Raw genomic sequence first — 18,949 nt, forward strand, 5'->3', positions numbered from 1 at the left:
ATGGCGAGCCAGCGACCCGGATTCCCCGTTCGGCTCACACCCACCGCGTCGGCCGTGACGCGCGGGCGCACGTCCGCCGTGCCTGCCAAGCCGCTCGTCCATCACACACCTTCGATGGCCTCGGACGCCGTGCGTGCGCGCATGGTTCAGCGGCTCGCTGCGCAGGGCATTGCCGACGCGCGGGTGCTGCGCGCGATGGGCACGGTCGGGCGTCATCTTTTCGTCGACAGCGCGCTGGTCAATCAGGCCTACGAAGACACGAGCCTGCCGATCGGTCTGGGCCAGACCATCTCGAAGCCGAACGTGGTGGCCCGCATGATCGAACTCCTGCTCGGCGCTCCCGCATTGGCAAACAAGCCCACCGATCGCCTGGGCCGCGTGCTCGAGATCGGGACTGGCTGCGGCTACCAGGCGGCGGTGTTGAGCCACATCGCGACCGAGGTCTACAGCATCGAACGCCTGCGCGGATTGCACGAGCGAGCGCGCACCAATCTCCGCTCGTTCCGGCTGGCCACGGTTCATCTGCTGCTGGGTGACGGTATGGTGGGTTATGCGAAGGGTGCGCCTTACGCGGGCATCATCGCAGCAGCCGGCGGCGAAGCGGTGCCGGAGGCTTGGATCGCGCAGCTGGCCGTGGGCGGCCGGATCGTCGCGCCGACCCAGTCCGCGGTCGGTAAACAAGCCCTTGTCGTGATCGACAAAACAGCGCGGGGATTGGAGCGCCGCATTCTTGAGGCGGTTCACTTTGTCCCCCTAAAATCGGGAATTGCTTGAAGGAAGAACACATGCTGGGTATTGGCAATCGGGGCTGGCTTGCCGGCGTGACGCTGCTGGTCGCGCTCTTGATTGCGGGGTGTGCTGCAAGGCGCGGCCCCGTACCGGTCGAGGACCGCGGCACGATGACCAGCGCGCCGGTTGCCGCGCCCAGCGGGCCCGGTGTCCCACTCATCACCACGGACGCTTCGGGCAAGCCGCTGCCGGGCATCGAAAACTACGGCAAGCCCGGCTACTACGCGGTGCGTCCCGGTGACACCATTCGCCGCATCGGCACCGAAACCGGCCAGAGCTGGCAGAACATCGCCCGCTGGAACAATCTCGACAATCCCGACCTGATCGAAGTCGGTCAGGTGCTGCGCGTGATCCCGCCGGCTGGCGCCACAAGCGCGGCGGCGCAGGCACCTGGAGCGGGTATCACCGATGCGTCGGGCGCTGTCACGCGGCCGGTCACGCAGGCTGCCGTCGCACCGTCTTCCGGCGCCGCAGCGGCGCCCGCGGCCGCGGCCGCGGCGAGTGCGGCTGCCAAACCTACGCCACCCATCGTCACCGCTTCGCCTTCTGCACCGGCTGCCACGGCATCCGGCGATGAAGATGTGGGCTGGATCTGGCCCGCGCAGGGCTCCCTGATTGCAGGTTTCGATGAAGCCAAGAACAAGGGCCTCGACATCGGAGGCAAGGCCGGCGATTCGGTGCTTGCTGCAGCCGATGGGCGAGTGGTGTATGCCGGCGCCGGCCTGCGGGGCTACGGCAACCTGATCATCCTCAAGCACAACAACACCTACCTGACCGCATATGCGCACAACCGGACCCTGCTGGTGAAGGAAGACCAGTCCGTGCAGAAGGGCCAGAAGATTGCCGAGATGGGCAACAGCGACGCAGACCGCGTGAAGCTGCATTTCGAAATTCGCCGTCAGGGCAAGCCGGTCGATCCGGCGCGCTACCTGCCCGCGCGCTAGGATCATGCATGGCTGCCTCCGTCCCGCGTCGCATTCCGGTCGTGCGGCGCGCGGCGGGCAACGGCAGCATCTCGACCTTCCGGTCCTACAAGCCTGCGAGCCTGCCCGCTCCTGCGGATGACGTCGTTGATCGCGCGGACAAGGGCGCACTGGCCGAGATTTCGCATGACGCGGCGCCCGCCGATCTAGGCGGTGAAGGCGGCGATTCGCTGACGCTCTACTTGCGCGAGATCCGGCGCACAGAACTGTTCACCCCCGACGAGGAATACCAGACCGCCTGCGCCGCGCGCCGCGGCGACTTCGCGGCGCGGCAATCGATGATCGAGCACAACCTGCGGCTCGTGGTGAACATCGCCAAGGCCTATCTCGGCCGCGGCGTTCCGCTCGCGGATCTGATCGAAGAAGGCAACCTCGGCCTGATGCATGCGATCAACAAATTCGAACCGGAGCGGGGCTTTCGCTTTTCCACTTATGCAACCTGGTGGATCCGCCAATCGATCGAACGAGCTGCGATGATGCAGGCCCGTGCGATCCGCCTACCGGTACATGTGGTTCGTGAACTGCAGCAGGTGATGCGCGCGCGCCGTGCGCTGGAGGGCGACGCCGACTTCATTGCGCGGCGGCCCGACGGCGTTCGGGTCGAAGATGTCGCGGCGTTGCTGGGCCGCGAGGTGCAGGCGGTGGCCGAGCTGATGGCGCTCTCCGAGGCACCACGTTCGCTCGACGCCGGCAGCGAGCGCGGCGACGACAGCTTCAGCCTGGCCGATACGGTGGCCTCGGAAGACGAGGGCGGAGACCCGACAGGCGTGACGCAGACGCACGAGGTCGAGAAGCTTCTCGATAGATGGATCCTCGCACTGAGCGAACGCGAGCGCGAGGTGCTGGAAGGCCGCTACGGCCTGCACGACCGCGATCCCGAAACGCTCGAGGTGCTGAGCGTGCGCCTAGGCCTGACGCGGGAACGCGTGCGGCAGATCCAGAACGAGGCGCTCGCCAAGATGCGCCGCCAGCTCGCGCGCGCCGGCGTGCAGCGCGATGCACTTTTGTAGCCTTCGGGCCGAGGGCGCACCGCGGCCCTGAGACAATCCGTGCATGACGGATTCGATAGAGAAAAAAGCGGCGCAGCAACAAGCCCGCGATGAATGGGTGCACGTCGAGTCGCTCGACCTCGACGCACAAGGCGTAGCGCACAAGGCAGACGGCATGGTGGTGTTCATCGAAGGCGCATTGCCTTTCGAAGAGGTGCAGTTCAGCGTGCACCGCAAGAAGAACAACTGGGAGCAGGGCACCGTGGCCGCGATCCGGCGCGAATCGTCGCAGCGCGTGCGACCCGGCTGTCCGCATTTCGGCCTGCACGCCGGCGCCTGCGGCGGCTGCAAGATGCAGCACCTGGATGCCGCAGCGCAGGTGGCAGTGAAACAGCGTGCGCTCGAAGACAACCTGTGGCATCTCGGCAAGGTGCGCCCCGAGAACATGCTGCGACCGCTGGAAGGGCCTGCCTGGCATTACCGCTATCGTGCCCGCCTGTCGATGCGTTACGTGGTCAAGAAGGGCACGGTGCTGATCGGCTTTCATGAGCGCAAGAGCCGCTACCTGGCGGACATGCAGGTGTGCCCCGTGCTGCCCGCCCGGGTCAGCGCCATGCTCATGCCCTTGCGCGAAGTCATCGGCTCGATGGAGGCGCGCGACACCTGCCCGCAGATCGAACTGGCTTGCGGAGATGCGCCGGACGGCGCCGGGCTCGGCGTGATCGCGCTGGTGCTGAGGCATCTGCAGCCGCTGTCCGCCGCGGACATCGGGCGGCTCCAGGCTTTTGCAGCGCAGCACCCCGGCGTGCAATGGTGGCTGCAGGCCAAAGGGCCGGAGACGGTGAAGCTCCTGGAACCCGATGGCCCCGCGCTGGCTTACGAACTGCCGGAGTTCGGGGTCACGATGCCCTTCAAGCCGACCGATTTCACGCAGGTCAATCCGCACATCAACCGTGCGCTGGTCAGCCGCGCCTTGCGCCTGCTCGACGTGCAGCCGGACGAGCGCGTGATCGACTGGTTCTGCGGCCTGGGCAACTTCACGTTGCCGTTGGCGAGCCGCGCCCGCGAGGTGTTGGGGATCGAGGGCAGCGACACGCTGGTGGGGCGGGCGACCGACAACTTCGAGCGCAACCGGCCCGCGGTGCCCGGTCGAGGCGCGCTGGCCCCTGTCCGCTTCGTCGCGCGCAACTTGTTCGAGATGACACCCGCAATCCTGGTGGCCGATGGCGCGGCGGACAAGTGGCTGGTCGATCCGCCGCGCGAGGGTGCGTTTGCGCTTGCCAAGGCGCTCGCCGACCTTCATCAGCAGGTCGAACTGCACGAAGGCGGCTGGTCGCCCCCGAAGCGGATCGTCTATGTGAGCTGCAATCCCTCGACGCTGGCGCGCGATGCCGGCCTCCTGGTACACCAGGCCGGCTATCGCTGCACCTTCGCGGGCGTGGTCAACATGTTCCCGCACACGGCGCATGTCGAGTCGATCGCGGTATTCGATCTGGCATGAAAAAGGGCCCCGAGGGGCCCTTGCGCGTGAAGCCGACCGGCCGCTCAGTCGCGCTCGCCGCCGAAGATGCCGAGCAAGGCCAGCAGGCTCTGGAACACGTTGAACAGGTCGAGGTAAAGCCTGAGTGTGGCGCTGATGTAGTTGGTCTCGCCGCCGTCCATGATCTGCTTCAGGTCATACAGCATGAAGGCCGAGAAGATGCCGATGGCGGCGACCGAGATCGCCATCATGCCGGCGCTGGAGCCGACGAAGACATTGATGATCGCGCCGACCATCAGCACAACTGCGCCGACGAACAGCCACTTGCCCATGCCCGACAGGTCGCGCTTGATCACGGTTGCCAGCGAGGCCATGACAAAGAACACGCCGGCAGTGCCGCCGAAGGCGGTCATGATCAGCTCGGAGCCGTTCTTGAAGCCCAGCACCATCGCGATCAGACGCGACAACATCAGGCCCATGAAGAAGGTGAAGGCCAGCAGCACCGGTACGCCGGCGGCCGAGTTCTTGGTCTTCTCGATGGCAAATATGAAGCCGAAGGCGCCGCCCAGGAAGACCATGAGGCCGAGACCGCCGCTGAGCGATCGGGTGATGCCGGTGGCCACGCCCAGCCATGCGCCCAGCACGGTGGGCAGCAGGCTCAGGGCGAGCAGCCAGTAGGTATTGCGCAGGACGCGCTGGCGCTCTGCCTGCGGCAGCGTCTGGCCGTAGCCGACGGTGGTGTCGAGGGTGTTGACGCGGTCGTTCATTGCTGAAGCTCCTGATGTTTGCTGCGATGCTGCAGTTGGGGCTCATTCTAGGTGGCTGCAAGAGGTGCCCGCGACAAAAACCCGCTTCGGGATGTCCCTAAAGCGCTTTCCGGCGCTGGCGGGTGCGTGTGGCCGCGGGCGCTATGCTCCAGGACTTAGCTCACTTTTTGCAAGACCATGAAGACCAAGTCCTTCCTCGAACTCGCCGACGTCAAGGCCATTGCCGCCGCGGCCGAGGCCGAAGCGCTCAAGAACAACTGGGCCGTGACCATCGCCATCGCCGACGATGCCGGCAACCTGCTCTGGCTGCAGCGGCTGGACGGCGCGGCGGCTCTGTCGTCGCACATCGCGCCGGCAAAGGCCCACACCGCAGCGATGGGAAGGCGCGAGAGCCGGATCTATGAAGACATGATCAACGGCGGCCGCACTTCGTTCCTGACGGCGCCGGGGGTGCAGGGCCTGCTCGAAGGTGGTGTGCCCATCGTCAAGGATGGCCAGGTGATCGGTGCGGTCGGCGTCAGCGGCGTCAAGTCGAATGAAGACGCCCAGATCGCCAAGGCGGGCATCGCCGCGCTCGGCCTCTGATCGCGGAGCTTCCAAAACAAAGACGCCGACCTGTGGGTCGGCGTTTCTTTTTTGGGGGTTCAAGGTGAAAAAAAAAGCTTGGCTAGTCGGCGAACCGTTGGCTAGCAAAAAACGACCCTTCGGAGATGAATCTCCTCGAGTCGCCCCACGATGAAACTTGCGCGAGGGGCGGGCTGATCCTATTTGGTCAGGATCAGCTTGCCGAGTTTGGTGGCTTGCAGGCGGTAGAGCGAGCCGTTATGCATGATCCCGACGATCTTGCTGCCCTTGAGAAGTTCCGTGCTTTCGAAGAGGGCCGCAGGGCGGGGCGCCTCGGCGGCGCGGCCGCCGCCCGAATGGTCGAGCGAGGGATGGCTCAGGACGGTGAATGCGTTGGGAGCTGCTGGCATTGGAAATCCCTTTTGGAAGCGATGAGTGAATGATAATGATTCGCAATAAAAAGTCAATCGCCCCGATCGAACTTTTTGCCTTGCAAAGCAGATCTACCTCGCCTGGGGTTCCGTGATGAAGCCTATCTTGCGCACGCCAGTCTCGCGCGCGGCCGACATCGCCTGAGCGACGCGCTCGTAGCGAACCTCCTTGTCGCCGCGGATATGCAACTCGGGTTGCGGATCCTTTGCCGCTTCCGCCGCCAGTCGAGTCTTCAGTTCGGCGTCGTTGATCTTCTGCTCGTTCCAGTAGTAGCTGCCGTCGGCGGCCACGGTGAACAGGATGTTCTGGGGCTTGGTCTGCTCCGGCTCGCTGCTCGCCCGGGGCAGGTCGATGTTCACGGCGTGCTTCATCACCGGCACGGTGATGATGAAGATGATCAAGAGCACCAACATGACGTCGACCAGCGGCGTCATGTTGATCTCATTCATCACCTCGTCGGGTTCGTCCTGGGTTCCGAAAGCCATGGTGCTCAGCCTTTCTTGAGCGGGACGACGGTGGCCTCGACGCCGCTCTGGACGCGCGCCCCGGTCACGAAATAGGCATGGAGGTCGTGCGCAAAGCTGTTGAGCTTGGTCAGCACGAACTTGTTGCCGCGCACCAGCGCGTTGTAGCCCAGCACCGCAGGAATGGCGACCGCCAGGCCCAGCGCCGTCATGATCAGCGCTTCGCCGATCGGGCCCGCCACCTTGTCGATAGTCGCTTGGCCGGCCGATCCGATGCTCATCAAGGCGTGATAGATGCCCCAGACCGTGCCGAACAGACCGATGAAAGGCGCCGTCGAGCCGACCGAAGCCAGGATGGCCAGGCCGGTCTGAAGGCGCGCGGTGAATTCGTCGATGCCGTTGCGCAGCGCGCGCGTGATCCAGTCGCTCACGTCGAGCGCATCGTGCAGGTGGGCCTTCGTGTTGCGATGATGCGCCGCCGCCTCGCGCCCCTCCAGCGCCAATGCGCGGAACGGATTGCTGTCGTCCTTGCCGAGCTTGTTGAGCGCAGTGGCGAAGTCTTCGCTGTGCCAGAAGTCCTGCGAGTGCTTCGCGAGGCGCTTGTATTTGATGACGTCCAGCGCCTTGATCAGGATCACGATCCACGATGCGAGCGACATGCCGATCAGCAGCAAGGCGACGGCCTTGGTGACGAAGTCGCCCTGCGCCCATACGTTCATCAGGCCAAATTGAGAATCCATACGCAGCTACTCCAGAAAATTAGTTGATAACCCAGCTGATCGGCACGTCGAACTCCATTTCTTCGACGACCCCATTTTTCTTGCCCGGCACATAGCGCCAACTCATCACGGCAGCGCGGGCCGCTTCGTCCAGCCGGTCATATCCACTCGAGTTGCGCACGCTGGCCTTCTTGGGAAGTCCATCAACTCCGATAAGCACCCGCACAACGGTCTTTCCCTGCTCGCCGAGGCGTTTGCTCATGGCGGGATATGCCGGCTTCGGGTTTTGCAGATATTCGGCGTTGCTCGATGGCAATTGCACGGTGGGCGGTGCCGGTGGAGCTGGCGGCGGTGCGGGAGGCGCCGGCGGCGCGGGCGCAACGACCGGTGCGGGGGGAGGGGGCTCGACAACGCCTACAGGTGCGCTGGGAGCGGGCGTCGGTTCCCGGATAGCCATGGGGCGCGGCGGTGGCGGCGCCTTGGCGATTCGTGGCTTGGGCGCCTGTGGTGGCGGCGGAGGCGGGGGAGGCGGGGGAGGCGGTACTTCTTTCGGCTTGGGCGGCTCGATGAACTCGCTCAGGATTTCCACCGGGATGACCACCTCGGCAGCGCGGCGGAGCAGACCACTTTGCAGCGCCCACAGGGCCGCGACGTGAAACAGCACCACGCCGCCTGCGATGACGGCGTTGCGCGAGAGGCCCAGAACGGAGGGAGGAGGCGAGGAAAAGCGGTCAGACACGATCAACTATGGAGTGCCGGCCCTTGCGAAAGGTGCCCGGTGCAGCGGAACCGCCGACTACTTACGAAGAATCCACCAGACCGAGCCGGTGACGAGAATCAGGCTGCCGCCGATTGTCGAGAAGAGTTCCATGCCCTGCTTTCCGTGATGGAGTTGGCAAGCTGGATCGACCTCGGTTCCGATTCGCGGTTGAGCGCGGCAACTGGATGGGAAGCGCTGCACTGCGCGACCACATCGCGCGCGCAGCCTTCGCATTGGCCGCACTGGGTGGCCACGCCGAGTTCAAACTGCACTTCGTCGAAGGTCATGCCGGCGCGCACATGGCGTGCGATTTCGCGGTCTGACACTCGGCGACATACGCAAACGATCATGGCGGTGAGGCGGCGGTTGGCTGGCTGTTGGTAAGAGGCTTGATTATAAATACGAATTCCTCGCATTTGCAATAACTATTGCGCCCGCAGTGGGAATCCCCGTCTATACCTCGGCCCACATCCGCAGCAGATTGTGATAGTGGCCCGTCAGGGCGACGCACTCTTCGGACTCGCCCAGGCGCGTCCGCAATTTCTGAATGGTCTGATCAAGTTCGAACAGCAAGGCGCGCTGACGGTTCGTTCGCGCACCATGCTCTGGAGCCAGAAGAAGGCGCATATCCGCGCGCCTTGCGTCACCGGATGCACGCGGTGCAGGCTGCTGGAGGGATACAGGGCACTATTTGCAAGACGCGATGCGGGCAAAAAAAAGCGGGCCGCAGCCCGCATGCATGGCGCCAGACGCCTTACTCGATCTCGCCCATTTGCGACTGCAGATAGTTCTGCAGCCCGACCTTGTCGACCAGATCGATCTGGGTTTCGAGGAAATCGATATGTTCTTCGGTGTCGTCCAGAATCTCCTGCAGCAGGTCGCGCGAGACATAGTCGCGCACCGATTCGCAGTGGGCGATGCCGGCCTTGATGGTGGCTTGTGCGCCGGTTTCAGCCATCAGGTCGCACTGCAGGATCTCGGGTACGTCTTCGCCGACGTTGAGCTTGGCCAGATCCTGAAGATTCGGCAGGCCGTCGAGCATGAAGATGCGATCCATGAGCTTGTCGGCGTGCTTCATTTCGCCGATCGACTCCTCGTATTCCTTCTTGGCCAGCTTGTCCAGGCCCCAGTGCTTGAGCATGCGGTAATGCAGGAAGTACTGGTTGATCGCGGTGAGCTCGTTCTTGAGCTGCGCCTGGAGATGATCGATGACTTGAGGGTCGCCCTTCATGGTTCTTCCTTGTTCTTGAAAGCGTCAATTGTGGGAGCCGCTCGCGACAACGCGCAAGCAAACCCCTGCGCTCACGGTCTGCATGCGTTTGATCGTGATAGGTGTTCGTATTTGGCGCCCTCCGTCGAGCTCATAGGCCATTCCAATTTTTTTCATAGCTCATAGCTATGAATTTGGCTTAATCGGTAGTTATACTAATCGCTCGCCACTTTCTTTCATCAGCCACCCTAAGGAAAAACTGAATGTCCCTGATCAACACCGAAATCATCCCGTTCAAGGCCACCGCGTACCACAACGGCAAGTTCGTCCCGGTCAGCAACGAGAACTTCAAGGGCAAGTGGTCCGTCGTCGTGTTCTACCCGGCCGACTTCACCTTCGTGTGCCCGACGGAACTGGGTGACCTCGCAGATCACTACCCCGAATTCCAGAAGCTCGGCGTCGAGGTGTACGGCGTGTCGACCGACACTCATTTCACCCACAAGGCCTGGCACGACACCTCGGAAACCATCGGCAAGGTCCAGTACCCGCTCATTGGCGACCCCAGCCAGCAGCTCGCACGTGCCTTCCAGGTCCTCATCGAAGAAGGCGAAGACGCAGGCCTCGCCTATCGCGGCACCTTCGTGATCGACCCCGAGGGCAAGATCAAGACCATCGAAGTGCACGACAACGGCATCGGCCGCGATGCTGCCGAATTGCTGCGCCGCGTGAAGGCTGCCCAGTACGTTGCTGCCCACCCTGGTGAAGTCTGCCCGGCCAAGTGGACCGAAGGCGCCGAAACGCTCAAGCCTTCGTTCGACCTCGTCGGCAAGATCTAAGCCGCTCGTTCGCGCCGCAGCCCGGGCGCGTTTCGCTCCCGGGCTTTTTTGTTCCCTTCGCATCTTCAAAGTGAGTTCACCATGCTCGACGCCGGCACCAAGGCACAACTGAAAAGCTATCTCGACCGCATCACGCAGCCGATCGAAATCGTCGCTTCGCTCGATGACAGCAAGGCGTCGGGCGATCTGCAATCGTTGCTGAAGGACGTGGCCGACTCGTCTGCGCTGGTGAAGGTCATCGAGAGCCGCGAAGACAACCATCGCAAGCCTTCGTTCTCGATCAACCGGCCGAGCCAGAGCCATGGCCCGCGCTTCGCCGGCATACCGATGGGCCACGAGTTCACCTCGCTGGTGCTGGCGCTGCTGCAGGTCGGCGGCTATCCGCCCAAGGTCGACGAGGCCGTGCTGCAGCAGATTCGCGCGCTCGAGGGCGATTTCGAGTTCGAGATCTACATCTCGCTCACCTGCCACAACTGTCCCGACGTCGTGCAGGCACTCAACCTCATGGCGGTCCAGAACCCGCGCATCAAGGCCACCATGATCGACGGCTCGCTGTTCCAGGACGAGGTGAAGGAGCGCCAGATCATGGCCGTGCCGACCGTGTTCCTGAACGGCACCGAGTTCGGCCAGGGCCGCATGAGCTTGGAAGAAATCCTCGCCAAGATCGACACCAGCGGCGTCGAGCGCGAGGCGAAGAAGATTGCCGGCAAGGATCCGTTCGACGTGCTTATCGTCGGCGGCGGGCCGGCCGGCGCGGCGGCCGCCGTGTATGCGGCGCGCAAGGGCATCCGCACGGGCGTGGCGTCCGAGCGCTTCGGCGGCCAAGTGCTCGACACCATGGGCATCGAGAACTTCATCTCGATCAAGGAAACCGAAGGACCCAAGTTCGCGCTGGCGCTCGAGGAGCACGTGCGCAACTACGAGGTCGACATCATGAACCTGCAGCGTGCCGCCGCGCTGGTGCCGGGCAAGGAGTTCATCGAGATCAAGCTCGAGAGCGGCGCCTCGCTCAAGAGTCGCTCCGTCGTGCTCTCGACCGGCGCGCGATGGCGCAACATCAACGTGCCCGGGGAGCACGAGTACAAGAACAAGGGCGTGGCCTATTGCCCGCACTGCGACGGTCCGCTCTTCAAGGGCAAGCGCGTGGCGGTGATCGGCGGCGGCAACTCGGGCGTCGAAGCGGCCATCGACCTCGCCGGCATCGTCGGCCACGTAACGCTGATCGAGTACGACACGCAACTGCGCGCCGACGCGGTGCTGCAGCGCAAGCTGAAGAGTCTCGCCAACGTCAAGGTCATCACCTATGCGCAGACGACCGAGATCACCGGCGACAAGCAGAAGGTCAACGGCCTGGTCTACAAGGATCGCGCGACGGGCGAGAGCCGCCAGGTGGAACTCGAAGGCGTGTTCGTTCAGATCGGCCTGGTGCCCAACACCGACTGGCTCAAGGGCACGGTCGAGCTCTCGAAGCACGGCGAGATCGTGGTCGATGCGAAGGGCCAGACCTCTGTGCCCGGCGTGTTCGCGGCGGGCGATGCGACGACCGTGCCGTTCAAGCAGATCATCATCGCGGCCGGCGATGGTGCGAAGGCAGCGCTCAGCGCCTTCGATCATCTGATCCGGACCTCGGCGCCGGCGGAGGAAGCCGTCGCCGCCTGAGATTCAGGAACAGGATCGCGATCAGTAGGTCAGCCGCTCGGGCCGCAGCTCCTGCAGGATGGTGGTCGCGATTTCCTCGATCGACTTGGTGGTGGTCGACAGCCAGCGGATGCCGGCGCGCCGCATCATCGCCTCGGCCTCGCTCACTTCGTGGCGGCAGTTCTCGATGCTCGCGTAGCGCGAGTTCGGGCGCCGTTCGTTGCGAATCTCGCTCAGGCGCTCGGGCTGGATCGTGAGCCCGAAGATCTTCTTGCGATGCGGCATCAGGGCCGGCGGCAGCTGCCGGCGATCGAAGTCTTCGGGAATCAGCGGGTAGTTGGCGGCCTTCAGGCCGTGCTGCATGGCGAGGTAGAGCGAGGTCGGCGTCTTGCCGCTGCGGCTCACGCCGACCAGGATCACGTCGGCACCGTCGAGGTCGCGGTTGCTCTGGCCGTCGTCATGCGCCAGGCTGAAGTCGATAGCCTGGATCCGCGCGTTGTATTCCTTGCTCTTGCTCACGTCGCTGAAGCGGCCGATGCGATGGTTCGACTTCATCGCCAGCTCGATCTCGAGCGGCCGCACGAAGGTGCCGAACATGTCGAGCAGCATGCCCTTGCAGCCGGTCTCGATCACCTCGAGCACGTCCATGTTGGCCAGCGTCGTGAAGACGATCGGGCGCAGGCCTTCGATTTCTGCCGTGTGGTTGATTCGCCGCACGGCCTGGTGGGCCTTGTCGACCGTGTCGGTGAAAGGCAGCCGCACATGGCGGGGCTTCATCTCGAACTGGGCAAGAACGGCGTTACCGAAGGTTTCGGCTGTGATGCCGGTGCCGTCGGAAACGAAGAATACGGTGCGCGTGTGCATGGTTGGCGGCCTTGTCCTGCGGCGCGCCGAAGCGGGCGGCGCCTACAATCCGGCCCATTATCGGGAATGCGCTCTCGCGTTCCCCACCCCCAATGCCTTCTTTCATGCACACCGCCCCTGCGCCCAGAGCAAAAAGAACGATCGCGTCGCGCCGTCTGCATGTTGCCCCGGTTTTAACTTCTGGAGCTTTCCCATGTCTGCACTCTTCGAAGCGACCGCCCTGGTCGTACCGTTTGAAAACCTGAGGATGACAGACGTCGAGTCGGTCGGCGGCAAGAACGCCAGCCTCGGCGAGATGATTTCCCAACTGCCCCAGGGGGTGCGCGTGCCTACCGGGTTCGCGACCACCGCTCACGCGTTCCGGCAGTTCCTTGCCCATGATGGCCTGGCAGATCGGATCAACGCGAAACTCAAGAGCCTGAATACCGAGGACGTGCGCGCATTGGCCGCAGCCGGCGCCGAAATCCGCGCGATGGTCGAGGCCCAGCCTTTTCCGGCCGATCTGCAGCAGGCGATCAGCGAAGCCTTCGCCAAGCTCAGTGCGGAAAACTCCGCCGCCTCCTTTGCCGTCCGTTCCTCGGCCACGGCGGAAGACCTGCCCGACGCCTCCTTCGCGGGCCAGCAGGAGACTTTCCTCAACGTCGTGGGCATCGACGACGTGCTTCACAAGATGAAGGAGGTATTCGCCTCTCTCTACAACGATCGCGCCATCAGCTATCGGGTTCATAAGGGCTTCGCCCATGACGTCGTGGCACTGTCCGCCGGCGTGCAGCGCATGGTGCGCAGCGACCTGGGCGCCGCGGGCGTGATGTTTACGATCGATACCGAGTCCGGTTTCGAGGACGTGGTCTTCATCACCTCGAGCTACGGCCTGGGTGAGACGGTGGTGCAGGGCGCTGTGAATCCCGACGAGTTCTACGTGCACAAGCCCACCCTCCGGGCCGGCAAGCGCGCGGTCATCCGGCGCAACCTTGGCTCCAAGCTCATCCAGATGGAGTTCGCGAGCGCCGAAGAGAAGGCGGCCAGCGGCAAGCTGGTGAAGACCACAGACGTACCCACCGAGCAGCGCAACCGCTATTCGCTGAGCGACGCCGACGTCGAGCAACTTGCGAAGTACGCCCTCGTGATCGAGGAGCACTACGGCCGTCCGATGGACATCGAATGGGGCAAGGACGGCACCGACGGCCAGCTCTACATCCTCCAGGCGCGTCCCGAAACCGTGAAAAGCCAGCAGCAAGGCAAGGCCGAGCAGCGCTACAAGCTGCTGGCCAAGGGAGCCGTGCTGGCCGAAGGCCGCGCCATCGGGCAGAAGATCGGCACCGGCCCGGTGCGCCTGGTCCACAGCATCAGCGAGATGGACAAGGTCCAGCCCGGCGATGTGTTGGTGACCGACATGACCGACCCGAACTGGGAGCCGGTGATGAAGCGCGCCGCCGCCATCGTCACCAACCGCGGCGGCCGCACCTGCCATGCGGCGATCATCGCGCGTGAACTCGGCATTCCGGCCGTGGTCGGCTGCGGCGACGCCACCGACTTGCTGAAGGAGGGCACCCTGGTCACGGTGAGCTGCGCCGAGGGCGACACCGGCTTCATCTACGACGGCCTGCTGGAGACCGAAGTGACCGAGGTCCAGCGCGGCGAAATGCCGGACATTGACATCAAGCTCATGATGAACGTGGGCAATCCGCAGCTCGCCTTCGACTTCGCCCAGCTGCCGAACCACGGCGTCGGACTGGCGCGGCTCGAGTTCATCATCAACAACAACATCGGTGTGCATCCCAAGGCGATCCTCGACTACCCGAATGTCGACGCCGACCTCAAGAAGGCCGTCGAATCGGTCGCACGCGGCCACGCCTCGCCGCGCGCCTTCTACGTCGACAAGGTCGCCGAGGGCATCGCCACCATTGCTGCCGCGTTCTGGCCCAAGCAGGTGATCGTGCGCCTGTCCGACTTCAAGTCCAACGAGTACCGCAAGCTGATCGGCGGCAGCCGCTACGAGCCGGAAGAAGAGAACCCGATGCTCGGCTTCCGCGGCGCGGCGCGCTATCTGAGCGCGGACTTCGGCGAAGCCTTCGCAATGGAATGCGAGGCGCTCAAGCGCGTACGCAACGAGATGGGCCTGACCAACGTGCAGATCATGGTGCCGTTCGTTCGCACGCTGGGCCAGGCCGAGCGTGTGACGGGACTGCTGGGCGAGCATGGCCTGAAGCGGGGCGAGAACGAACTCAAGCTGATCATGATGTGCGAGGTGCCGAGCAACGCGATCCTGCCCGAGGAGTTCCTGAAGTATTTCGACGGCTTCTCGATCGGATCGAACGACCTGACGCAGCTCACGCTGGGTCTGGACCGCGATTCCGGTCTCGAACTGCTCGCGGCCGACTTCGACGAGCGCGACCCTGCAGTCAAGGCTTTGCTGAGCCGCGTGATCAAGGCCTGCAAGGCCCAGGGCAAGTACGTTGGCATCTGCGGACAGGGCCCCAGCGATCATCCCGATTTCGCGCTCTGGCTGGCGGAAGAGGGCATCCAGTCGATCTCCCTCAACCCGGACAGCGTGATCGACACCTGGCAGCAGCTCGCGCAACGCTGAAGCCCGGAGCGTGGCGGGGCCCTATCCCCGCCGCGCTACGAATTCCGTCACGGTTCGGCCTGCAATTCACGCGTCAGCTGGGTGTAATTGCAACCAGATGAATCTTTGGTGTCAAACTTATGACCTAGGGAGGCGCAGCTCCGAAAGCGTAGACAGAGGACAGAGATAGAACCTCGATCGCTCTCGGGAAATTCGCGATGGAGAACAGCATGATTCTTGTCAAGACGGAAGCCGGGCAGCAGGCGCTCAAGGACCGTTCGATCCGGCTCACGCCGCGCCAACGCTCGGCATTCATCCTGTGCGACGGCAAACGCTCGGTAAGCGAAGTGCTCGAGGCTGGCATGGGTATCGCACGCGAGGACATCGAGCAGATGGTCGAACTCGGCTTGCTTGGCCATGTGGGCGGAACGGCCGAGGCAGCCAACGCGCCGGCGGTTTCGGTGCCGGCCGTTGAAGTCCTGAAGGAAGCCGCGCATCCGGCTCCCGGGCGCTCGAACCAGCAGCGCTACAAGGACGCTTATCCGATCGCTACCCAACTCACCGGCAGCCTCGGGCTGCGGGGTTTCCGGCTCAATCTGTCGGTCGAGGGTACGTCCACTTACGAGGAGCTGATGGCGCTGGCGCCCAAGATCCGCGATGCGGTGGGGCCGGAGAAGGCGGCCGCACTCGATCGCGCCCTGGGTCTTTGACGATCCGCAGGCACTTCTCGGACGGCGATACCCTGCTACAATAGCTGGCTTTGCCTTGCCACACTGCGACCGACGCTGCAGGTGGCTTTATCCCTTCCACGGAAGATCCACAAGGAGTGCCATGCGTCACTACGAAATCATTCTGCTGATCCATCCGGATCAAAGCGAGCAAGTTCCGGCCATGCTGGAGCGCTACAAGGGCCTGATCACGGCCGGCGGCGGCAAGGTCCACCGCGTTGAGGACTGGGGCCGCCGTCAGCTGGCCTACCAGATCAACAAGCTCAACAAGGCGCACTACCTGTGCGTGAACATCGAGGCCGAGCAAGCCGTGATGGCCGAACTCGAGCACGCCTTCAAGTTCAACGACGCCGTTCTGCGCCACCTCACCGTGGTCAAGAAGAAGGCCGAAACCGGCCCGTCGTCGATGATGAAGACAGTCGAGCGCGAAGAGGCCCGCAAGGCCCAGCAGGCGGAGTACGCCGCCAACAACAACTGATGATGTGAGCGCTGCCGCAGTCAACAGCCTCGTGCTGACTGCCTGCGTCGCCGAACTCGGTACCTTGCGCTTCACGCCTGCCGGCCTGCCCGCCATCGATCTGCGCCTCGAACACGAGTCGACGGTGACCGAAGCGGCCCAGCCTCGGCAGATCAAGGCGGCACTCAAGGCCGTGGCGTTCGGCGCGGTGGCCGAGCGGCTCGCGAGGCAGACGTTGGGAAGTCTCTGGCGTTTTCAGGGCTTCCTTGCGACACCGGGCAACGGCAAACACCCAGTGCTGCACATCCAGGATTTTCAGCAAGATTAATTTTCGAAGAGAGGTCCCCAAATGGCCACGTTCAAGAAATTCAACAAAGACAAGCGCCCGAAGCGCAACACGCAGTCGCTGCTGTTCAAGCGCAAGCGCTTCTGCCGTTTCACCGTCGCTGGCGTCGAAGAGATCGACTACAAGGACATCGACACGCTGCGCGACTTCATCAGCGAAAACGGCAAGATCATCCCCGCGCGCCTGACCGGCACGCGCGCGATCTACCAGCGCCAGCTCAACACCGCGATCAAGCGCGCACGCTTCCTCGCGATGGTGCCGTACAGCGACCAACACCGCGTTTAAGGAGCAAGACACCATGCAAGTCATTCTTCTGGACAAGGTCGTCAACCTCGGCGTGCTCGGCGAGATCGTCAAGGTCAAGGACGGCTACGCGCGCAACTTCCTGATTCCCTCGGGCCGCGCACGCCGCGCCACCGAAGCCAATAAGGCCGAATTCGAAGCCAAGCGCGTCGAGCTCGAAAAGGCCGCGGCCGCCAAGCTGGCCGAATCGCAAGCCCAGGGCGAGAAGCTCGGCGGCACCACCGTCAAGCTGACGCAGAAGGCCGGCGTCGACGGCCGGCTGTTCGGCTCGGTTACCAACAACGACATTGCCGACGAGCTCAACAAGCAGGGCTACAAGGTCGCGAAGTCGCAAGTGCGCATGCCCAACGGCCCGATCAAGACCGTGGGCGACAGCACCGTGAGCGTTGCATTGCACACCGACGTGGTGGTCGACATCACCGTCACTGTGTACGGCGAAAGCGCGTAAGTCTGTCAACAAGGAGAAAACAAGATCGCTGCGCGATCTTGTCCTTGTGGGGCCGCCTTCGGGCGGCCTTTTCTTTTGGGCCTGCGGTTGTCCCGCGTGCTGCACCGGAAGATCACCAGTTATTCACAGCCTTGTCCACGTGACGCCGTGCGCAGCGCGGCTTAGCATGCAAGGTTGCAAGGAAGTTCATGTCCGCCGTTTTCTCCTATGCCGACAACGATCCGTCGGCCGACCGCCAAGTTGCGCAGCTGCGCATCCCGCCGCATTCGATCGAGGCCGAATCGAGCGTGCTCGGCGGCCTGCTGCTCGACAACGGCGCCTGGGACCGCATGGGCGATGTTGTGGTGGACAGCGACTTCTATCGCCATGAACACAAGCTGATCTATGCGGCCATCGGAACGCTGGTCAACGCCAGCAAGCCGGCCGACGTGATCACGGTCTACGAGCAGTTGCAGAACCTCGGCAAGGCCGAAGAGATCGGCGGCCTGGCCTACCTGAATTCGCTCGCCCAGTACGTGCCGAGCGCTAGCAACATCCGACGCTATGCCGAGATCGTGCGCGAGCGCTCGATCCTGCGCAAGCTGGTGAGTGCCAGCGACGAGATCGCAACCAACGCCTTCAACACTCAGGGCAAGGCGGTCGACAAGATCCTGGACGAGGCCGAGCAGAAGATCTTCAACATCGGCGAGGAAGGCTCGCGCATGAAGCAGGGCTTCCAGGGCATGGATTCCCTGGTGGTCGAGCTGCTGGATCGCGTGACCGAGATGGCGGAGAACCCCAACGACATCACGGGCGTGCGCACGGGCTTCTACGAGTTCGACAAGATGACCTCCGGCCTGCAGCCGGGAGACATGATTGTGCTGGCCGCACGGCCGTCCATGGGGAAGACCTCCCTGGCGATCAACATCGCCGAGCACGTGGCGCTCAACGAGGGGCTGCCTGTCGCAGTGTTCTCGATGGAAATGGGGGCGTCACAACTGGCAGTGCGCATCGTCGGTTCGATCGGGCGCATCGACCAGGGTCACCTGCGGACAGGCAAGCTCACCGACGAAGAATGGCCGCGTCTCACCGAAGCTATCGAGAAGCTGCGCAACGTATCGCTGCACATCGACGAGACGCCGGGTCTCACCACCAGTGAATTGCGTGCGAATGCACGCCGCCTCGCACGCCAGTACGGGAAGCTCGGCTTGATCGTGGTCGACTATCTTCAACTGATGAGCGTGTCGAGCAGCATGAGCGACGAGAACCGCGCCACAGCCGTGGGTGAGATTTCTCGTGGATTGAAGATGCTGGCAAAAGAACTCAAGTGCCCGGTGATCGCATTGTCGCAGCTCAGCCGCGGCGTGGAAAGCCGCACCGACAAGCGCCCCATGATGAGCGACCTGCGCGAGTCCGGTGCCATCGAGCAGGATGCCGATATCATCATGTTCATCTACCGCGATGACTACTACGACAAGAACAGCAAGGAGCCCGGTGTGGCCGAGGTGATTATCAGCAAGCATCGCAACGGCCCAACGGGCACGGTCAAGCTTGCATTCCTCAAGCCGCTCACCAAGTTCGAGAACCTGGCCAGCGGAGGGGCCGACTTCTGATCTCGGCCAGCGCG

22 protein-coding genes and 1 pseudogene are annotated in these 18,949 nt (G+C 63.6%); 14 read left to right on the plus strand and 9 right to left on the minus strand.

Features of this window, described 5'->3' with window-relative positions:
- From EJI01_RS07535 to rlmD, 4 genes are read left to right on the plus strand one after another with little or no spacing between them, the layout of a single operon-like run.
- Positions 1–774, plus strand: coding sequence for a protein-L-isoaspartate(D-aspartate) O-methyltransferase (locus tag EJI01_RS07535; RefSeq protein WP_126836484.1), 774 nt, complete (start codon positions 1–3; stop codon positions 772–774).
- A gap of 11 nt (positions 775–785) precedes the next feature.
- Complete coding sequence (locus EJI01_RS07540; protein ID WP_126836485.1) at positions 786–1,733, plus strand: peptidoglycan DD-metalloendopeptidase family protein; 948 nt, start codon at positions 786–788, stop codon at positions 1,731–1,733.
- Positions 1,734–1,741: 8 nt separating this feature from the next.
- Positions 1,742–2,782: a sigma-70 family RNA polymerase sigma factor gene (locus EJI01_RS07545; protein ID WP_126836486.1), complete on the plus strand. Its 1,041-nt coding sequence runs from the start codon at positions 1,742–1,744 to the stop codon at positions 2,780–2,782.
- A gap of 43 nt (positions 2,783–2,825) precedes the next feature.
- Positions 2,826–4,262 (plus strand): 23S rRNA (uracil(1939)-C(5))-methyltransferase RlmD, encoded by a 1,437-nt coding sequence (gene rlmD / locus EJI01_RS07550; protein ID WP_126836487.1) that lies wholly within the window; start codon positions 2,826–2,828, stop codon positions 4,260–4,262.
- Positions 4,263–4,306: 44 nt separating this feature from the next.
- On the opposite strand, the gene EJI01_RS07555 is transcribed toward rlmD, so the two are convergent.
- On the minus strand, positions 4,307–5,008 hold the full coding sequence (locus EJI01_RS07555; RefSeq protein ID WP_126836488.1) for a Bax inhibitor-1/YccA family protein: 702 nt from the start codon (positions 5,006–5,008) through the stop codon (positions 4,307–4,309).
- Between the two features lie 177 nt (positions 5,009–5,185).
- On the opposite strand from EJI01_RS07555, the gene EJI01_RS07560 reads away from it, so the two are divergent.
- Positions 5,186–5,593 carry a GlcG/HbpS family heme-binding protein gene (locus EJI01_RS07560; protein WP_093109849.1) on the plus strand — a complete coding sequence of 136 codons (408 nt, stop codon included), beginning with the start codon at positions 5,186–5,188 and terminating at the stop codon, positions 5,591–5,593.
- A gap of 179 nt (positions 5,594–5,772) precedes the next feature.
- On the opposite strand, the gene hemP is transcribed toward EJI01_RS07560, so the two are convergent.
- From hemP to bfr, 7 genes and pseudogenes are all read right to left on the minus strand, one after another.
- Positions 5,773–5,982: a hemin uptake protein HemP gene (gene hemP / locus EJI01_RS07565; RefSeq protein ID WP_126836489.1), complete on the minus strand. Its 210-nt coding sequence runs from the start codon at positions 5,980–5,982 to the stop codon at positions 5,773–5,775.
- A 93-nt stretch (positions 5,983–6,075) separates the two neighbouring features.
- Positions 6,076–6,489 (minus strand): ExbD/TolR family protein, encoded by a 414-nt coding sequence (locus EJI01_RS07570; protein WP_126836490.1) that lies wholly within the window; start codon positions 6,487–6,489, stop codon positions 6,076–6,078.
- A gap of 5 nt (positions 6,490–6,494) precedes the next feature.
- Positions 6,495–7,208, minus strand: a complete 714-nt coding sequence (locus EJI01_RS07575) for a MotA/TolQ/ExbB proton channel family protein (protein ID WP_126836491.1) — start codon at positions 7,206–7,208, stop codon at positions 6,495–6,497.
- A gap of 19 nt (positions 7,209–7,227) precedes the next feature.
- Positions 7,228–7,929 (minus strand): energy transducer TonB, encoded by a 702-nt coding sequence (locus EJI01_RS07580; protein WP_126836589.1) that lies wholly within the window; start codon positions 7,927–7,929, stop codon positions 7,228–7,230.
- 95 nt (positions 7,930–8,024) lie between these two features.
- Positions 8,025–8,297 (minus strand): bacterioferritin-associated ferredoxin, encoded by a 273-nt coding sequence (locus tag EJI01_RS07585; RefSeq protein ID WP_126836590.1) that lies wholly within the window; start codon positions 8,295–8,297, stop codon positions 8,025–8,027.
- A gap of 103 nt (positions 8,298–8,400) precedes the next feature.
- Positions 8,401–8,660: pseudogene (locus EJI01_RS07590) on the minus strand (PKHD-type hydroxylase); the annotation flags it as partial.
- Positions 8,661–8,701: 41 nt separating this feature from the next.
- Positions 8,702–9,178 (minus strand): bacterioferritin, encoded by a 477-nt coding sequence (gene bfr, locus EJI01_RS07595; protein WP_126836492.1) that lies wholly within the window; start codon positions 9,176–9,178, stop codon positions 8,702–8,704.
- A gap of 242 nt (positions 9,179–9,420) precedes the next feature.
- On the opposite strand from bfr, the gene ahpC reads away from it, so the two are divergent.
- Both ahpC and ahpF read left to right on the plus strand, forming a co-directional pair.
- Positions 9,421–9,993 carry an alkyl hydroperoxide reductase subunit C gene (ahpC, locus tag EJI01_RS07600; RefSeq protein WP_126836493.1) on the plus strand — a complete coding sequence of 191 codons (573 nt, stop codon included), beginning with the start codon at positions 9,421–9,423 and terminating at the stop codon, positions 9,991–9,993.
- An 81-nt stretch (positions 9,994–10,074) separates the two neighbouring features.
- Positions 10,075–11,652: an alkyl hydroperoxide reductase subunit F gene (gene ahpF / locus EJI01_RS07605; protein WP_126836494.1), complete on the plus strand. Its 1,578-nt coding sequence runs from the start codon at positions 10,075–10,077 to the stop codon at positions 11,650–11,652.
- A gap of 21 nt (positions 11,653–11,673) precedes the next feature.
- Here the strand turns inward: ahpF and EJI01_RS07610 are convergent, their stop codons facing one another.
- The gene (locus tag EJI01_RS07610; RefSeq protein ID WP_093109831.1) at positions 11,674–12,495 is read right to left on the minus strand and encodes a pyruvate, water dikinase regulatory protein; all 822 of its coding nucleotides are present in this window, start codon (positions 12,493–12,495) and stop codon (positions 11,674–11,676) included.
- A 193-nt stretch (positions 12,496–12,688) separates the two neighbouring features.
- On the opposite strand from EJI01_RS07610, the gene ppsA reads away from it, so the two are divergent.
- From ppsA to dnaB, 7 genes are all read left to right on the plus strand, one after another.
- Positions 12,689–15,082, plus strand: coding sequence for a phosphoenolpyruvate synthase (ppsA, locus tag EJI01_RS07615; RefSeq protein WP_126836495.1), 2,394 nt, complete (start codon positions 12,689–12,691; stop codon positions 15,080–15,082).
- 209 nt (positions 15,083–15,291) lie between these two features.
- Complete coding sequence (locus EJI01_RS07620) at positions 15,292–15,771, plus strand: hypothetical protein (protein WP_126836591.1); 480 nt, start codon at positions 15,292–15,294, stop codon at positions 15,769–15,771.
- Between the two features lie 121 nt (positions 15,772–15,892).
- On the plus strand, positions 15,893–16,267 hold the full coding sequence (gene rpsF / locus EJI01_RS07625) for a 30S ribosomal protein S6 (protein ID WP_093109828.1): 375 nt from the start codon (positions 15,893–15,895) through the stop codon (positions 16,265–16,267).
- A 4-nt stretch (positions 16,268–16,271) separates the two neighbouring features.
- Positions 16,272–16,574 carry a primosomal replication protein N gene (priB, locus tag EJI01_RS07630; protein ID WP_260602366.1) on the plus strand — a complete coding sequence of 101 codons (303 nt, stop codon included), beginning with the start codon at positions 16,272–16,274 and terminating at the stop codon, positions 16,572–16,574.
- Positions 16,575–16,595: 21 nt separating this feature from the next.
- Positions 16,596–16,877, plus strand: a complete 282-nt coding sequence (rpsR, locus tag EJI01_RS07635; RefSeq protein WP_007830781.1) for a 30S ribosomal protein S18 — start codon at positions 16,596–16,598, stop codon at positions 16,875–16,877.
- A gap of 13 nt (positions 16,878–16,890) precedes the next feature.
- Positions 16,891–17,343, plus strand: a complete 453-nt coding sequence (rplI, locus tag EJI01_RS07640; protein WP_126836496.1) for a 50S ribosomal protein L9 — start codon at positions 16,891–16,893, stop codon at positions 17,341–17,343.
- 188 nt (positions 17,344–17,531) lie between these two features.
- The gene (gene dnaB, locus EJI01_RS07645) at positions 17,532–18,935 is read left to right on the plus strand and encodes a replicative DNA helicase (RefSeq protein ID WP_126836497.1); all 1,404 of its coding nucleotides are present in this window, start codon (positions 17,532–17,534) and stop codon (positions 18,933–18,935) included.
- Positions 18,936–18,949 lie beyond the last annotated feature (14 nt).

The sequence above is a fragment of the Variovorax sp. MHTC-1 genome, assembly GCF_003984645.1.
Classification (GTDB): domain Bacteria; phylum Pseudomonadota; class Gammaproteobacteria; order Burkholderiales; family Burkholderiaceae_C; genus Variovorax.

Bases quoted from the DNA above. Each gene is read 5' to 3' on its own strand.
- EJI01_RS07545 (WP_126836486.1), top strand. From the start codon at position 1,742: ATGGCTGCCTCCGTCCCGCGTCGCATTCCGGTCGTGCGGCGCGCGGCG.
- rlmD (WP_126836487.1), top strand. From the start codon at position 2,826: ATGACGGATTCGATAGAGAAAAAAGCGGCGCAGCAACAAGCCCGCGAT.
- hemP (WP_126836489.1), bottom strand. From the start codon at position 5,982: ATGCCAGCAGCTCCCAACGCATTCACCGTCCTGAGCCATCCCTCGCTC.
- rpsF (WP_093109828.1), top strand. From the start codon at position 15,893: ATGCGTCACTACGAAATCATTCTGCTGATCCATCCGGATCAAAGCGAG.
- EJI01_RS07620 (WP_126836591.1), top strand. From the start codon at position 15,292: ATGATTCTTGTCAAGACGGAAGCCGGGCAGCAGGCGCTCAAGGACCGT.
- dnaB (WP_126836497.1), top strand. From the start codon at position 17,532: ATGTCCGCCGTTTTCTCCTATGCCGACAACGATCCGTCGGCCGACCGC.
- EJI01_RS07535 (WP_126836484.1), top strand. From the start codon at position 1: ATGGCGAGCCAGCGACCCGGATTCCCCGTTCGGCTCACACCCACCGCG.
- ppsA (WP_126836495.1), top strand. From the start codon at position 12,689: ATGTCTGCACTCTTCGAAGCGACCGCCCTGGTCGTACCGTTTGAAAAC.
- ahpF (WP_126836494.1), top strand. From the start codon at position 10,075: ATGCTCGACGCCGGCACCAAGGCACAACTGAAAAGCTATCTCGACCGC.
- EJI01_RS07585 (WP_126836590.1), bottom strand. From the start codon at position 8,297: ATGATCGTTTGCGTATGTCGCCGAGTGTCAGACCGCGAAATCGCACGC.
- EJI01_RS07560 (WP_093109849.1), top strand. From the start codon at position 5,186: ATGAAGACCAAGTCCTTCCTCGAACTCGCCGACGTCAAGGCCATTGCC.
- bfr (WP_126836492.1), bottom strand. From the start codon at position 9,178: ATGAAGGGCGACCCTCAAGTCATCGATCATCTCCAGGCGCAGCTCAAG.
- rpsR (WP_007830781.1), top strand. From the start codon at position 16,596: ATGGCCACGTTCAAGAAATTCAACAAAGACAAGCGCCCGAAGCGCAAC.
- ahpC (WP_126836493.1), top strand. From the start codon at position 9,421: ATGTCCCTGATCAACACCGAAATCATCCCGTTCAAGGCCACCGCGTAC.
- EJI01_RS07540 (WP_126836485.1), top strand. From the start codon at position 786: ATGCTGGGTATTGGCAATCGGGGCTGGCTTGCCGGCGTGACGCTGCTG.
- EJI01_RS07555 (WP_126836488.1), bottom strand. From the start codon at position 5,008: ATGAACGACCGCGTCAACACCCTCGACACCACCGTCGGCTACGGCCAG.
- EJI01_RS07570 (WP_126836490.1), bottom strand. From the start codon at position 6,489: ATGGCTTTCGGAACCCAGGACGAACCCGACGAGGTGATGAATGAGATC.
- rplI (WP_126836496.1), top strand. From the start codon at position 16,891: ATGCAAGTCATTCTTCTGGACAAGGTCGTCAACCTCGGCGTGCTCGGC.
- EJI01_RS07575 (WP_126836491.1), bottom strand. From the start codon at position 7,208: ATGGATTCTCAATTTGGCCTGATGAACGTATGGGCGCAGGGCGACTTC.
- EJI01_RS07610 (WP_093109831.1), bottom strand. From the start codon at position 12,495: ATGCACACGCGCACCGTATTCTTCGTTTCCGACGGCACCGGCATCACA.